The 14,906-nt window shown below is 41.8% G+C and carries 9 protein-coding genes and 1 pseudogene; 2 read left to right on the top strand and 8 right to left on the bottom strand.

The features are described 5' to 3' along the window. Positions 1-185: 185 nt before the first annotated feature. The 5 genes and pseudogenes from HWQ43_RS02270 to HWQ43_RS02290 all read right to left on the bottom strand — a co-directional run bounded on the left by HWQ43_RS02270 (position 186) and on the right by HWQ43_RS02290 (position 8,147). A complete protein-coding gene (locus HWQ43_RS02270) occupies positions 186-920 on the bottom strand; it encodes a peptidylprolyl isomerase (protein WP_292729680.1) in 735 nt (244 codons plus the stop codon). A gap of 115 nt (positions 921-1,035) precedes the next feature. Further along, positions 1,036-2,555 (bottom strand): annotated as a pseudogene (locus HWQ43_RS02275) (HlyD family efflux transporter periplasmic adaptor subunit). Between the two features lie 65 nt (positions 2,556-2,620). Continuing rightward, entirely contained in the window at positions 2,621-5,350 is a 2,730-nt protein-coding gene (locus HWQ43_RS02280; protein ID WP_292729683.1) for a peptidase domain-containing ABC transporter, read from the bottom strand. After that, positions 5,244-5,969 (bottom strand): helix-turn-helix domain-containing protein, encoded by a 726-nt coding sequence (locus tag HWQ43_RS02285; RefSeq protein WP_292729686.1) that lies wholly within the window; start codon positions 5,967-5,969, stop codon positions 5,244-5,246. The genes HWQ43_RS02280 and HWQ43_RS02285 overlap by 107 nt, the downstream gene beginning before the upstream one ends. 627 nt (positions 5,970-6,596) lie before the next feature. Then, positions 6,597-8,147: a phospholipid carrier-dependent glycosyltransferase gene (locus tag HWQ43_RS02290; protein WP_292729690.1), complete on the bottom strand. Its 1,551-nt coding sequence runs from the start codon at positions 8,145-8,147 to the stop codon at positions 6,597-6,599. Between the two features lie 5 nt (positions 8,148-8,152). Here HWQ43_RS02290 and HWQ43_RS02295 point away from each other — a divergent pair, with 5 nt between their 5' ends. Beyond that, positions 8,153-8,278 carry a hypothetical protein gene (locus HWQ43_RS02295; RefSeq protein WP_292729693.1) on the top strand — a complete coding sequence of 42 codons (126 nt, stop codon included), beginning with the start codon at positions 8,153-8,155 and terminating at the stop codon, positions 8,276-8,278. A 73-nt stretch (positions 8,279-8,351) separates the two neighbouring features. Here the strand turns inward: HWQ43_RS02295 and ppsA are convergent, their stop codons facing one another. After that, positions 8,352-10,850, bottom strand: a complete 2,499-nt coding sequence (ppsA, locus tag HWQ43_RS02300; RefSeq protein WP_292729695.1) for a phosphoenolpyruvate synthase — start codon at positions 10,848-10,850, stop codon at positions 8,352-8,354. Positions 10,851-11,046: 196 nt separating this feature from the next. On the opposite strand from ppsA, the gene HWQ43_RS02305 reads away from it, so the two are divergent. Then, positions 11,047-11,457: a hypothetical protein gene (locus HWQ43_RS02305; RefSeq protein WP_292729821.1), complete on the top strand. Its 411-nt coding sequence runs from the start codon at positions 11,047-11,049 to the stop codon at positions 11,455-11,457. Between the two features lie 342 nt (positions 11,458-11,799). Here the strand turns inward: HWQ43_RS02305 and HWQ43_RS02310 are convergent, their stop codons facing one another. Both HWQ43_RS02310 and HWQ43_RS02315 read right to left on the bottom strand, forming a co-directional pair. After that, positions 11,800-13,032 carry an aspartate aminotransferase gene (locus tag HWQ43_RS02310; protein ID WP_292729698.1) on the bottom strand — a complete coding sequence of 411 codons (1,233 nt, stop codon included), beginning with the start codon at positions 13,030-13,032 and terminating at the stop codon, positions 11,800-11,802. Continuing rightward, entirely contained in the window at positions 13,029-14,219 is a 1,191-nt protein-coding gene (locus tag HWQ43_RS02315) for an iron-containing alcohol dehydrogenase family protein (protein WP_292729700.1), read from the bottom strand. The genes HWQ43_RS02310 and HWQ43_RS02315 overlap by 4 nt, the downstream gene beginning before the upstream one ends. Positions 14,220-14,906 lie beyond the last annotated feature (687 nt).

Below are 14,906 nucleotides of genomic sequence, written 5' to 3' on the forward strand. Positions count from 1 at the left end.
AGTTTACTTTGACGCATTCATTGACCTTGCTACAATTCATATCTGGATTAACAAAATATTATTAGTGGGATAGGTTCTTAGTTAAACCTAAAAAAACGTTTGTAGTAGCGCTACTCTGGGAAAACCCAGTCTGCGTCTATAGTGCTAAAAGCGCTACTACAAACATCAAAGCAATTTATGTGTAATTAGGTTAACTTATTTATTTTAGACTGTTCAATTTGTTGGTTAAGCCACTGAGTGAATAAGTTTAAAATTATATTTGTGCGGAGTTTTTCATTTAGGTCTGGTTGAATTAGTTCCTCTACTAAAATTAAGTGTACTCCCTTAGAAGTCACTATCGGTTTAATAACCTGTGGTGGTTTAGCAGTAAAAACAGCAGTAGAAATCTCTGGTTTTAAATCTTGGCGACGCACTATCCCCAAATATCCACCTTTGCGGCGTAATTCTGTATCTTGAATGTATTTGTGAGCAACATCATAGAAACTCATCTCACCTTCCTTAATCGCATAGAAGAGTTCTATGGCTAAATCTTCATCATCCAGAACAACTTCATACATCACCACGCCAACATAATCTAGTTGGTTCTCAAAGAAAGAGGGTTCAACTTTATCAGCGAAAAGATGATTAGCTAACTTCCCAGAGATGAGACTGATGTCAGCAATTTCTTCAAAATCATCTATAGACAAACCATGTTTCTCTAACCAATTCCAGGTATCATCAGCACTATCGAGTTTATTCGCTAATCGTATTTGGTCTGCTGCTTTCTGAAGTTCCTCAACCTCCACTTTTATACCAGCTTCTTCAGCAGCCGCTATAATCACCTTGCGGGTAACAATCTGCTCAACTATCTCAGGAATTTTACAAGATACCTTAACTTGGTGAAGAATGTCTTCCTTGGTAATGGTGATAGGTTGTGACATGATATTCCTCCTAAATTTGGTTTGACTTATTAGCTGGATGTAGAGACGTTACATGTAACGTCTCTACATTCCTAATTCCCATGTCCTTTGGACGTAGGGAAGGGGGTTGGGTTCTCTACAATTTCACTCCCCCCTGCTGTAACTTCTTAAACGGGTCAAGCAGAAAATCAATAACCCGACGCTGACGCACAATTACCTCTGCCGTCGCCGTATCCCCAGGATGCAAGGCAATACATTTATTAGCTGAGGGAATACAATTTTGTTTTAGGGCAATTTCCAAATCATAAGCTGCTACCTTTCCATTAAGTGTTTCCACCTCTATAGTAGTAGGAGAAATCTCTAACAATTCTCCTTCCACTATTCCATAATCCTGAAACGGATAAGCATCAAACTTTAACTTGACTGGCAATCCTCTTCGCAAAGAACCACTCTCAGTTGTCGCCATTTGCGCCCGAATTACTAAAGGCGAACCTTGCGGTGCAATCTCCGCAATCATTGTTCCAGGCTGCACTACAGACCCAGCCCGTTGTATTGGTAGCTGAAACACTCTACCATTCACGGTGGCTCTTAACTCTCGTTGTCCTAACTGAAATTTTAATGAGACAATCTGACTCTTACTTTGAGCAATTTCTGCCTGAAGTGTAGTAATTTCTGTCTCTAAATTATTCTGTTGTTCGTCGATTTTGAGCAGAGCTAGCTTGCTGGAACGAGTTAAGGTCTGATAACTCCTTTCCTGCTCTTTCAGTCGCAACTGTGCCTGTTCAATATCTGCGCTTGCCGAATAGTCCGCTCATAACTACTCTGTTGTTCTACCAAACGTAGTTTAGCCTGCTGAATATCTGACTGATTTTGTTCGTATAACTGTTGCTTGTCTTTAGCTATATCTTGCTTTTCCACAACGTTAATTTCTGGAACAACTCCTGACTGCCAAAGACTGCGATAGCGTTCAACTTCCCGCTCGGTACTTGCTAAACTACTGTTTACTAACTTATTAGCAGTTTGACTATGCTCAAGAGTTTGCCGTGCCTGATTGACTTGAGCTAATTTTTCGTCTTTTTGTAAATCATAGGAATTCCTCAGAGCATTCATATTCTGTCGCGCTTGATCAATTTGAGCCTGCTTTTCTAACTGTTGAGATTGGTTTTGTTGCTGTTGAGTTGTCAAAGATACAACTAACTGACTTTTAGATGAATTTAACTGAGAAAGGCGATTTAATTGTCCCTCCAATTTATCCTGTGCCTGCCGCAATTCTGCTTTAACTAACTCCGATTCCAACACCAATAAAGTCTGCCCAGCTTTAACTAAATCACCTTCCTTGACTCGAATTTCGGCAACAGTACCTGCCACAGCAGCATCCAGTCTAACTGTCTTTCCCTTTGGCTCAAGTCGCCCTCGTGCTGTACCCGTTTCATCCACCTTAGATAGCATCGCCCAAGGTAAAATAATCGACACAAACACCACCAAAAAATACAGCAATCCCCTTGTCCAAACCTGGGGCAAACTATCAAGTAAATCTTTGGTTGCGTAAGCCCAATCATCAGTTGAGCTAGCTGGTGTTTGCTCCCTTAAAACTTCGTCGTACTGTTCTACCTCATAAATTTGGGTTTGAACTCTTCCATTTAATGTGTTTGGCATAATTTTTCCTGATATCAATTTTGGATTTTGGGAGATAACAAAAGTTTCCTGCTTATCTTCTTTTTTCACCCCGCAACATCCATCTGCTGATGATTGAGATAAAAATAATGTCCTCGCTTGGCCATCAACTCTCGGTGAGTCCCACTCTCAATCAACACGCCGCGATCCAGCACTAAAATCAAATCTGCATTTCGTACAGTTGAAAGGCGATGGGCAATTACTAAGGTGGTTCTACCCTGAAGAATTGTGTTTAAATTCGTCTGAATAATCCTTTCTGACTCTGCATCCAGATGAGAAGTCGCCTCATCCAAAATCAACAGCTTGGGATTGCCTAACAACGCTTTAGCGATCGCAATTCTTTGTCGCTGTCCTCCAGACAACATCCCCCCTCCTTCACCAATCTGGGTTTCATAACCCATAGGTAACTTTTTAATAAACTCATCAGCACCCGCCAATCGCGCCGCCTCAATTATCTCTGCCAAAGTTGCCCCAGGATGTGCCAAGCTAATATTTTCCCGAATCGTTCCGCCAAACAAAAAGGTATCTTGGTCAACTACCCCAACTTGCTCGCGTAGAGAACGCAACGAAAGACTGGTAATATCCTGTCCATCAATCAACACTTTGCCATCTGTGGGGGGATATAACCCCAAAACCAGCTTAGAAATTGTGGTTTTCCCCGAACCACTCCGTCCCACCAGGGCAACCATTTGCCCACTGTGGACTTCAAAACTGAGATTTTCTAAAACGTTGATATCGCTTTCAGGGTGATACCGAAACGTCACGTTATCAAAACGAATGTTCCCTTGAATGGGTGGTAAAGATTGCCGCGCCTGCTGCTGCAAATCCTCTTCTGGTTCTGCATCCAATACATCATTAATACGTTCCACCGCAATCACCACTTCTTGCAATTGATTCCACAAAACTGTTAATCGTTGGAAGGGTCTAATAATATTTCCCAACAACATATTAAATGCTACCAATTGCCCAATGGTTAACTGGTTGTGAATTACTTGGTATGCCCCAAACCACAGCAAGATGGTAGTTACCACTGCTTCAATTGTGTTGCTGAATATTTGCAGGCGATTGCTGATAATTTGCCCGGAAAAATTAGTTTTGATTTCTTTACTTAATAACTCTTCCCAATGCCAACGAACTGTCTGTTCTACTGCTGTAGATTTAACTGTTCGCACACCAGAAAGGACTTCAATCAGATAGCTACTTTCATTAGCAACAGCATTAAATATTTCTCTAGAAATCTTTTGTAAAAAAGGTGTAGCAATCAATGCCAGCAGGAAAAAAGGCGGTATAATCACCAACACCAACAACGCCATTTTCCAGCTGTACCAAAACATCAATCCTAAATAGATAAAGACAGTGACTAAATCTAGCAGGATGGACAACGCCTCACCGGAGAGGAAACGTTGAATTTTACGGTTTTCCTGTACACGAGAGATAATATCTCCTACATAACGCGACTCAAAGTAACTCAAGGGTAGCCGCAGGGTATGGCGAATAAATCCTACAATTAGTGCTAAATCAAGCTTATTCGCCGTATGGTCTAACAGATATTGCCGCAACCCTGTCATCGCCACACGGAATAAACTAAAAATTAGTAATCCTAACCCCACCGCCGTTAAGGTTAGTTCAGAACGCTGCACCACTACGCGGTCTAAAATTAACTGGGTAAATAAGGGAGTAACAAGCCCAAATATCTGGATAAATAAGGAAGCGACAAACACTTCCAGCATCACTAAAGAGTGAGGCTTCATTAATTCAAAGAATTGCCAAAAGGGGGTAGAAGTCTCTTTAGTATCCTTGAGCATTGCTGTCGGTTGCAGCAGCAATGTGTAACCAGTCCAGTTAGCTTTAAATTCGGCGTGGCTGAGGGTGCGTTGACCAATAGCGGGGTCGGCGACAATTACGTGTTTGGGGGTAATTTCGTAGACAACTATGTAATGCTTGCCTTCCCAGTGAGCGATCGCAGGCAATTTTTGCTTCGCTAATTGGTCAAGACTCGCTTTCACAGGCCGCGTGGCAAACCCAATACTTTCCGCCGCCGCCGATAACCCCCGCAGCGACGAGCCATTGCGGTCAACATTGGCCATATCCCGCAGCCGATTTACACTAAAGTTTTTCCCCCAATAGCGAGACACCATCACTAAACAAGCTGCACCGCAATCCGATCCACTCTGTTGGGCAAAAAACGGATAACGCCGAATCACACGCTGTAATAAATGCCCGACTCGCTGCGTGGAGTTGGGAAAATAGGCTTTGCTAATCTTTTTCTGGCATGGCTCTATTGCTGGCGTTGACAAAATCTTTGTTTCATGCAGTGGTTTTGAGTCAGATGGCAGTACTGGGGGGTTATCTGAGTCCACCTGTTGGGGATTACGAGATAACGCCTTAGCCCACAAATGCTCCCGAATTTGGGGATATTTAGCCATCAATGGCCATAACACTTCACCCGAAACAAAGCACAGTTGCAAGTTTACTGAAGCCCTTGCAGCGTAAGCTTTAAAGTCACCTTCCTTAAATAAGGTAAATTCCCCAAATGAGTCACCTGCTTCCAAAGTAGCGATTAACTCATCGGCGCTATCCAGCAACCTGACCTTACCAGCGATCGCAATATAAATTCCTGGTTGGACATCAGTTCCTTGCCAGAATTTGCCAACTTTCGGGTTGATAAATTTAACTTGTTGAAGATAGTGTTGAAATTCCTCTGTCGAAAGAGAATAACCCAGAGTATTGTTGAACTGTTCCAGAAAAATCAACTGAGCAGATATATCTTGCGCCATAAATGTCTGAATCCTTTCCTAATTTTGGAAAGTTAATAGGTAAAAATTCGGTATCATCTGGAATAGCTGCGGATTTGAGATCGCTAATCAAAATTTTGGGACTCTTAGTCTGCTCATTGCTGTTTGCTTCAGAATTGCTGGGTTTTGGTAGTGTGGATAATCCCATCTGTTTGAGCAGTCGCTTGATATGGCGATCGCTCACCTCAATCCCAAATTCTTTCGCTAGATGTTTCCCTAACCAGTTTGTTGTCCACCGACGAAAAGAATAGCCATGATCGCGGGGACTACTTTTAATCAGTTCTTTCAAACGTTCTAAATACTCGTCATTTACTGCCTTCGGGCGACCAATGGGGCAATCTTGCCATTGGTGCGCCATCCCTGTCCGCGCTATGTGCATCCAATGCCTTGCTGTTGCTGGACAACACCCCAAAATTCGACAAATTGATCTTTGGGTTTTTCCTTCATCTGCCAACAACATGATTTCAATTCGTTGACGGTAAGATTCAGGTAAACTTTTTTCCAAACTTGCTAACAGTAATTTCCGCTGAAATGATGTTAAATACTTACTGTTAGTTACATTTATGTATCTTGTTTCAATTTTACTTTGGCAGTCCGACATACACGTATAATTAAGTAGATTTGTGGACACACAAATGTCTTCTGAACGATGCGTAATTTTGCAATATCTCTAAAAATAGAGATATTGCAAAAGCTAATTTTTTTGCAACTGTAATACTTATTACTATTTATTTTTTATTTTATGCAAAAAGCAAGTACGTTAAGTAATATCTTTTACAGCGGCTTTTAAGTATTCTTTTTGTAAGCCTATATTAGGCTACAAATCCAATTTGTAAATTCCGAAAATAGTCGTTAAATTTTAGTAACCTTTTTGTAAAGATAAATTTCCTCTGAGAAGAGAAAATTTTATAACGGACTCGCCATTACCACGGATGAAAATTCGTTTGAGAACTCGCATACGTAAGGTCACAATATATTTATTGTGCCCCAATAATGAACTGTATTCCCCATATATAAAAATTGCTGTAACCGCTTAAACTTCTAGTAAAGGAAGGGTGACGGTAAAAATTGTACCGACTCCAACTTGACTATTAACTACGATTTAGCCCCCGTGTGCATCGACACACTTGTACCAGTATATTCATCCCGCGTGTGTAAGCGCTGAAAAATGACGAAAATGCGATCGCACCAAAGCAGCTTGATTCTGACTACTGAATTCTTCTTCAATCTAAATCCAAGAGTTGAACCACATTCGCAGCTTGTAACCCTCAGTAGAGAGGGGTAAACCCAAATAAATGGGCATCCAGAAAATAAAAGCAGCCAGAATCATAAAAGTAATGGTGACACCTAGCGCTCGGAGTTGTTGATAATAACTACAAAGACACCGATCGACAAACCAAGCGATCGCTAAAAATACAAATACTACTGCACACATATAGTGGTAGATAAAAACGCACCTTGTCACTTTCACCCAAGGTAATAAGTTAGCAGCATAATTTATAACTAAATACAAGGCAATCCAAGTATCAACGCTAAGAGTTGCAGGCACAGAAAAACGCTTTTCTTTCACCCAAGGAATTGCCGCTTGCGACACCAGCATCCCTATTAAAAACAACATGGCAGCAACACCAAACCACCATAAAAATGGATTACCCATTGCATGGACATCATAAACAACTTGTCCAGCACCAGCAGGTAAAGGAGGCCCCATTACAGGTAACGGTTCGGTGATACTTTCAGCTGTTTGATAATAATATGCCATTGGCCGAGTCATCAAAGGCCATTTATACCAAGCAGCGCAGTAAGGATGCACGTTAGGACTATTACCACCTAGATGTAAGTGAAACTTCAAAATTTGCTGATGTACTGCAATAAATCCATAAGTTTTATCTAGTTGAAGGTGGGGAATCCAGATGATGCTGTAGATAAAAGCTGGGATAATTCCTAGATAAAACAGCATCTGAAAAATATTTAGCTGAGTCAAGTTTTGTAGTGGTGTCTGAGATAAGGGCGATAAAGGGGGTGGTGGAGAATAAGTACTAACCCCTAACTCCTGCCTCTTACCTCCTGCTTCCTGCTCTAATAAGGGGGATCTAAAAAAGAATTTGGAGTTAGAAAAAGAATGTATCAAATGAATTAGCCAAGCTGCTATCCAAATGAAATAAGCGCCTGATAAGAACCATAAACCATTCCACTTAGTACCAACTGATGCACCAAAACCAATACCAGCAAAAACTAACCAAAAAGAACGTCGCCGATTTTGATTATCTAATGCCAATAATAAAAACCAGTGCCCTAACAAACCAAAAATGACGATATAAATATTACTTAAAGCATACCGAGACTCAACTAGAAAAATACCATCACAAGCTGTGAATAATCCTGCCAGTATTGCAAAGGTACGACGATAACTTAATTGATAAGCGATCGCAGCCACAACTACAGGAATAAATGAGCCAGTGAGGGCATTGAACCAACGATAAGTCCAAGGCGATCGCATTGAACCCGTTAGCCCATTCACGGTATCGTGCCAAAAAGGAATGTGACTACCAATCCAAATGCCGATGCCAATCATATATTGGCTTAACGGCGGATGAGCATTAAAAAATGGTGTGTGCGTGAGATAATTATTACCAAATTTGGCAAAGTAAACTTCATCAAATACCAGAGTATTGAATCGCTCCAATCCCCAAAACCTCAAGGCGAGTGAGAGGATAAATATACCCAACAGCCCAATTCGGAACCATTTTTTGGTTATTGGGTACTGGGTATCGGTCATGGGATATGGGGCATTGGGCATGGGTTAATAATCAGCAGAATATAGCGATCGCTATATTACAGGCAGCGATCCAGAAGTTCAACTACTGTTGGTTATGCGATGCCTGCGGCGGTAAGCTACGCAAATTCTGAATTTTTCCGCAGTTCTTCAGACCGGAACCCTAACACAAGGTCTCTAGCTGGCATAAATTACTCGAATTACAAATTACGAATTAGTACCCTCGACTTTTGCCACTTCCAACATCGTCTTTAAAACCGAATCTGGATTGAGACTAATCGAGTCAATTCCTTGTTCTACCAAAAACTGAGCAAATTCTGGATAATCGCTGGGTGCTTGCCCACAAATGCCGATTTTGCGATCGCATTTTTTCGCTGTTTCTATGACCATTTTTACCATTCGCTTAACAGCTGGACTGCGTTCATCAAATAATCGCGCTACTAACGCTGAATCCCTGTCTATCCCTAGTGTCAATTGAGTTAAATCATTAGAACCAATGGAGAAGCCATCAAATACCTCAGCAAATTCCTCAGCCAGAATCACATTACTGGGCAACTCACACATCACATAAACCTGCAAGTCGTTAACACCTTGCTTTAAACCATTTTTTGCCATCTCTGCTAAAACCAAACGTCCCTCGTCAGGAGTGCGACAAAAAGGAATCATTGGGATCACATTCGTCAAACCCATTTCTTCCCGTACCCGTTTGAGGGCATGACATTCTAAAGCAAAAGCTTCTCTGTAGCCTTCATCGTAGTAACGCGCCGCCCCTCGCCAACCCAGCATTGGGTTTTCTTCATGGGGTTCAAACTGTCGTCCACCTAATAAATTCGCATATTCATTACTTTTGAAATCTGAGGTTCGGACAATCACAGGTTTGGGATAAAATGCTGCGGCAATTCTACCAATGCCTTGAGCTAATTTATCGACAAAGTATTGGGGTTTATCGTCGTACAGTGAGGTAATATCAGCAATTTTAGCTTTGACAAATTCATCTTTTAACGAGTCATAGTGAATCAACGCCATTGGATGAATTTGAATTTGGTTAGCAATGATAAATTCTGTCCGCGCTAAACCTACCCCATCGTTGGGAATTGCCGATAAACTTAATGCTTCTTGGGGATTACCCACATTCATTAAAATTTTAGTGCGGGTGCGGGGTAAGTTCTCTAAAGGAACTTCTTTAACTTCAAAAGGTAATAAGCCTGGATAAACTTTTCCTTCTTCCCCTTCAGCGCAAGAAATTGTTACCTCTTGACCAGGTTTCAAGATTTCTGTAGCATTGCCGCATCCCACGATCGCAGGTACACCCAATTCTCGCGCAATAATTGCTGCATGACACGTGCGGCCTCCAGAATTGGTGACAATTGCACTAGCGCGTTTCATAATTGGTTCCCAATCGGGATCGGTTCTCTCTGTCACCAAGACTTCCCCGACTTGGAACTGTTCTAGTTTCTGAACATCTAAAATTAGGCGTGCTTTTCCCTGACTAATTGCTTCTCCAATTGCACTTCCTGTAACCAGAGGGATTGGGGATTGGGAATCAGGGAGTGAGGAGTGGGAATTTTCCCCATTCCCGATTCCCCATTCCCGATTCCCCAATACCAACCGATAACTCCGCAACACATTTCCCGTCTTCTGCGACTGGACGGTTTCGGGACGCGCTTGCACAATAAAAAGTTGGTTAGTAATCCCATCTTTTGCCCACTCGATATCCATTGGAGTGAAAATGCCGTGGACTTGGGAATAATGGTCTTCAATTAAACACGCCCAACTTGCTAGTTGTAAAATCTCTTCATCACTCAGAGCGAATTTACCTCTTTCACTGGGTGAAACCAAAACATTTTTCGTAAATTTTGAGCCGTCATCATAAATCATTTTCAGTTCTTTGCTGCCCAATTTTTTGTCGATAATTGGGCGGAAACCAGCTTTTAAAGTTGGTTTAAAAACATAATATTCATCGGGATTTACAGACCCTTGGACAACGTTTTCACCTAAACCGTAGGCGGCTGTAATTAGTGCCGCATCCTTAAAACCTGTTTCTGTATCAATGGAGAACATCACCCCAGAGGTTGCTAAGTCAGAGCGCACCATTTTTTGCACACCCACAGCCAGAGCAATGCTAAAGTGGTCAAATCCCTTGGCGTGGCGATAAGAAATAGCGCGATCGGTAAATAGAGAAGCAAAGCATTTATGACAAGCTGCTAAAACTCCTTCGACACCGACAACGTTGAGGTAAGTTTCCTGCTGTCCAGCAAAACTAGCATCGGGAAGGTCTTCAGCAGTGGCGCTAGAACGGACTGCCACATCTGTGTCTGCATGGTACTGTTCACAGAGACTATGGTATGCTGTGGCGATCGCCTCGCGCAATTCTACAGGAAATGGTGTGTGGATTAATAGCGATCGCGCTTTTTTGCCGCGTTCTCGTAAATTTTTGACATCTTCAACATCCAAATCAGCAAAAAGTTTGCGTAGCTTTGCTTCTAACCCCGCTGATTGAATGAAATGACGATAAGCGTAAGCAGTAGTGGCGAATCCTGTGGGAACGTTAATGCCTTTGGGTGTTAGCTGTTGAATCATTTCCCCTAGTGAGGCATTTTTACCACCAACTACTGGGATATCAGCAATCCCAATTTCATCAAACCAGAGGATGAGCGATCGCTCTTGGGCAGCTAGAGACAAAGTGCTTTTTGATACTGTAGTCATAAATATTACCTTTTTAGTTTATACTCAACTTGTAAGTGCATAACTGCTACTATATTTATTTTTCCCATATTCAACTTGAGATTTTTGGTTCTGTCGCGGAGTTTGATATTTGGCGATGAAATACAAAATTATAAGCAATAAAAATTAACAATTATTCAGTTTAATAACTCGATTAAAATACCGGATGTAATACATGATGGCGCAGCTAGAACGACTCCTAAAAATGGCAGAAGATGAACTAACTGAATACAGCACTGATGCCCGCAAAATAGAAAAACTGCGCCGTAAAATAGGTTTAACAGTATTGTTAACAGAACAGCAGCAAGTGAAAGAGGTATTACTTGCTAAGATGAAATCTAATATAATTACCCAAGTTGTGGAAGAACAAAGACAAGCAGTAGCCTTACCATTTTGGAGAATTGCTGGATTGGGTTTGCTACTAGGAATTTCTTTAAATCAACCCATAGGCTTGTTAGCGTCTGTAGTTGGAACTGTATTAGCTTATAGAGTTCAGAAATGGGGTTGGAAATTGCAGGCAAATCGTTTATTGTTACAAACATTAGAAGATATTGAAACGCGTATTGCCCAACCCACTAAGCAACAATAAAGATGTATTTTTCAAATAAATTACTTACAATTTTTCGTATTTTATTATACTGAATAAGTAATTAATTACTTATGTCACATTTCGTAAGCACTTAACAATTCCTTTGGGATCACCATAGCAAAAAAATTAGATATTGGATTTAAGATTAGGTATTTATTAAGAAATACAGCAAGCAGAAGGCAGTCTTGCGTAAGCTTGAACTGCCCTCCGTCTTCATTCAATATCCTAGTTTGCGGGTAAAGAAGAGAAATTTAAAACTGATTCACCTATTTTTTACACAAACGATCTCAAAGATCGTCAGCAAAAATTTTAGTCATGTAATATTGGTTTTGTTTTCTCTAATCAACTAACGAGATCGGCCATCGCTTCTGGAGCAGGGACTACAGCTTCAGGCTGATAGCGGATGCCAGCTTGCTTGAAGCGACGTAAAGCCTCACCCAAGCGATCGCAGTCTGCAATCAAACTGATCCTGACATAACCCTCACCTGCAACCCCAAAGGCATTACCTGGAGTAACCACAACTCCTGTTTGCTGCAATACGTTCAGGGCAAAATCTGTGGAACCAACGCCAACGGGACACTTCACCCAAAGATACATCGTCGCCTTGGTTTTGGGAATATCCCAACCCAACTCTCCTAACCCTTGAATGAGGAAATCGCGGCGGGTACGGTAGCGTTGTTGTACCTCGTGCAAATACACATCTGGCAGTTGCAAAGCTGTCTCGGCTGCTGTTTGTAATGCTGCAAAAATGCCGTAATCCAAGTTAGTTTTCAGCGTCCGCAAACCTTGGATTACATGGCGGTTCCCCACGACAAAGCCGACGCGCCAACCAGCCATATTGTAAGTTTTAGATAAGGTGTGAAATTCCACACCAATATCTTTCGCACCAGGAATTTCTAACAAGCTAGTGGGTTGATAACCATCAAAAGCTAACTCGGCATAACATAAATCATGCACCAGCAAAATTTCATATTTGCGGGCGAAGGCGACGATTTCTTCAAAAAATTCGCGCGGGGCGGTGGCGGCGGTGGGATTGCTGGGATAGTTGAAATAGAGCATTTTGGCTTGTCTTGCAACTTCGTCAGGAATGGCAGCTAAATCAATTAACCAGTCATTTTCGGGTTTAAGAATCAAGCTGTGGATTTTGCCGCCAGCGATCGCCGGGCCACGGAAATGTGCCGGATAAGCTGGGGAAGGAACCAGAACTAAATCACCAGGGTTAACGTAGGCGAGTGCTAAATGAGTTAATCCTTCTTTAGAACCCAGCAATGGCAAGGCTTCGCTATCAGGATCGAGAACCACATCATAACGGCGACGATACCAGTTAGTAATTGCACGGCGGAAACTAGCTGTGCCCTCAAAGGGTGGATAACCGTGATTGGCGGGATCTTTTAAAGCTGCGATCGCCGCTTCTACTACTGGTGCTGGCGTTGCACCATCGGGGTTTCCCATACCCAAGTCAATTAAATCTAACCCTTGTTCTCGTGCTTTAGCTTTCAGTTCATCTAAACGGGCAAATACATAAGGTGGTAGTTTTTGTATGCGTTCTGCTGGGACAATCCAATTTAAACTCATAAAACCTCGTCACTCATTCCCTTGGGCGAAACTCGATTTGTAGTATCTCTACTATCTATAGGTGCAGTGGTAGAAACCATTGCCGCCATTAACTGTTCTGGCGCGACTTTAAACGGTAGTCGATGGATGTCAGAATTAGGAACTAGAGCCATTTCGGCGGCTGTTTGCAACTCGCCTAATGTAATATTGCCCAATCCCAAATCACTTAATTTCTGGGGTAGTCCAATTTCTGTGTAGAACTTTAACAGCTGTTGCCGTGCCGATGCTGCTAGTTGATTTCCTTGTAGCATTTCTTCTAAACGCAGTTGCACTAAAATCCCAAAAGCAACTTTTTCACCATGAATACTGCCATGTCCTGAAATATGAGTTAAACCGTTATGCACGGCATGGGCGGCAACTGTGCGACACTGCGCTCCTCCAAGTCCCCCAACTACCCCAGCGAGTAAAACAGTAGCATCTACCACTTCTCGCCAAACCTCATTACCTGGTTCTTCGAGGGCGGCAGTTGACTTTTGCAACAAGATATCTCGCAAAACTCGTGCTTGTTGCACCGCAGCAATAATTAAAGTGTCTTGCAAGTGTCCACTGCTAACTGAGGCTTCGTACCATTTAGCGATCGCATCACCAATTCCAGCTACTAAGGTACGTTGTGGTGCAGTTTTAATCAAGTCATAATCGAGTATCAATAAATTGGGACAACGAGATAGCCCCACATCGTAGAGAAAAGCCCCATCTTCCGAATAAACATTTGATAAGGCACTCCAAGCTGCACAAGTAGCGCCGGAAGTAGGAATTGTCACCACTGGTAGATGTAACTGCTGTGCGACTAATTTCGCTGTATCTAGGGCTTTGCCGCCACCAATACCGATAATGACATCAGCTTTATGTTCTTTTGCCTTCTTCTGTAAAGATTTCAGGCTAGCTTCGCAGCAATCTGCACCATAAGAAGCTTGGACACTATGTGACTGCTGCGCTTCTAAAACTGGTTGTAAATTTTGTTGGCTGATAGCGAGAGTAGACTTCCCTGCCACAATTAAGGGGCGACTTCCCAAACAGGCAATCTCTGCTGCGGCTGTTTGCAACACCCCAGAACCACGGATTACTTTTGCGGGAGAAACTGTGAGCGTAAAGAATGAACTAGAGGTTTGAGTAGACAAAGAAGGTTGAGTAGAAAAATTATTGGGCATATAATCTCGTTTGTCAAAACCTTGATATTTCTTAATCAAATAGACTGGCGTTCAAGGATACTTGTTGCCAAGCTGGTTTTTGGATGGCTCCAACCTGACACCCAGATCATCTGGATTTGAGCCAAGCAATTCAATAGACAAGTCCTGTTGCCGACCAATTGAGTAGTTTGACGACATTGCTTGAATCTATAAATACCCATTAACCTGAAATTCCGAACTATCAAAGTTTTGAATAACCGTATAATTAATTAACATTACCATTGTCAAGATTATCAAGAAAAGCAATCGATAGTTGATAACGTGTAGGCGATCGTGCTATTTCATGCAATCCTTAGCTACAGATATATATGTAAAGGTATGCAAAGATATGCCCCTATAACCCCTTGATTTGCTGTAAAGAATTTTAAAAATGGCAACAGGGGAAATTAGGACAACAACTGACAAATCACAACTGTCAGTACCCATTTCCCGCACGCTGATTAACCTTTTCTCACAGTATAACCACTAAAGTGTAAATATCTTAATCTAAATATAACTATTAATGTATCAGTAAATACAAAATAAATTTTGTCATCCTGATAACAGGTAAATTATTTTTGTTGTTTGTTGTTTGTTGTTTGTTCTTTGGGCATTGGGCATTGAAAATAGGCAGAAGTGCGGGGGGACAGAGGGGAAAACTCTTTTCCC

The organism is Nostoc sp. JL31 (genome assembly GCF_017114965.1).
GTDB classification, from domain to species: Bacteria; Cyanobacteriota; Cyanobacteriia; order Cyanobacteriales; family Nostocaceae; genus Nostoc; species Nostoc punctiforme_A.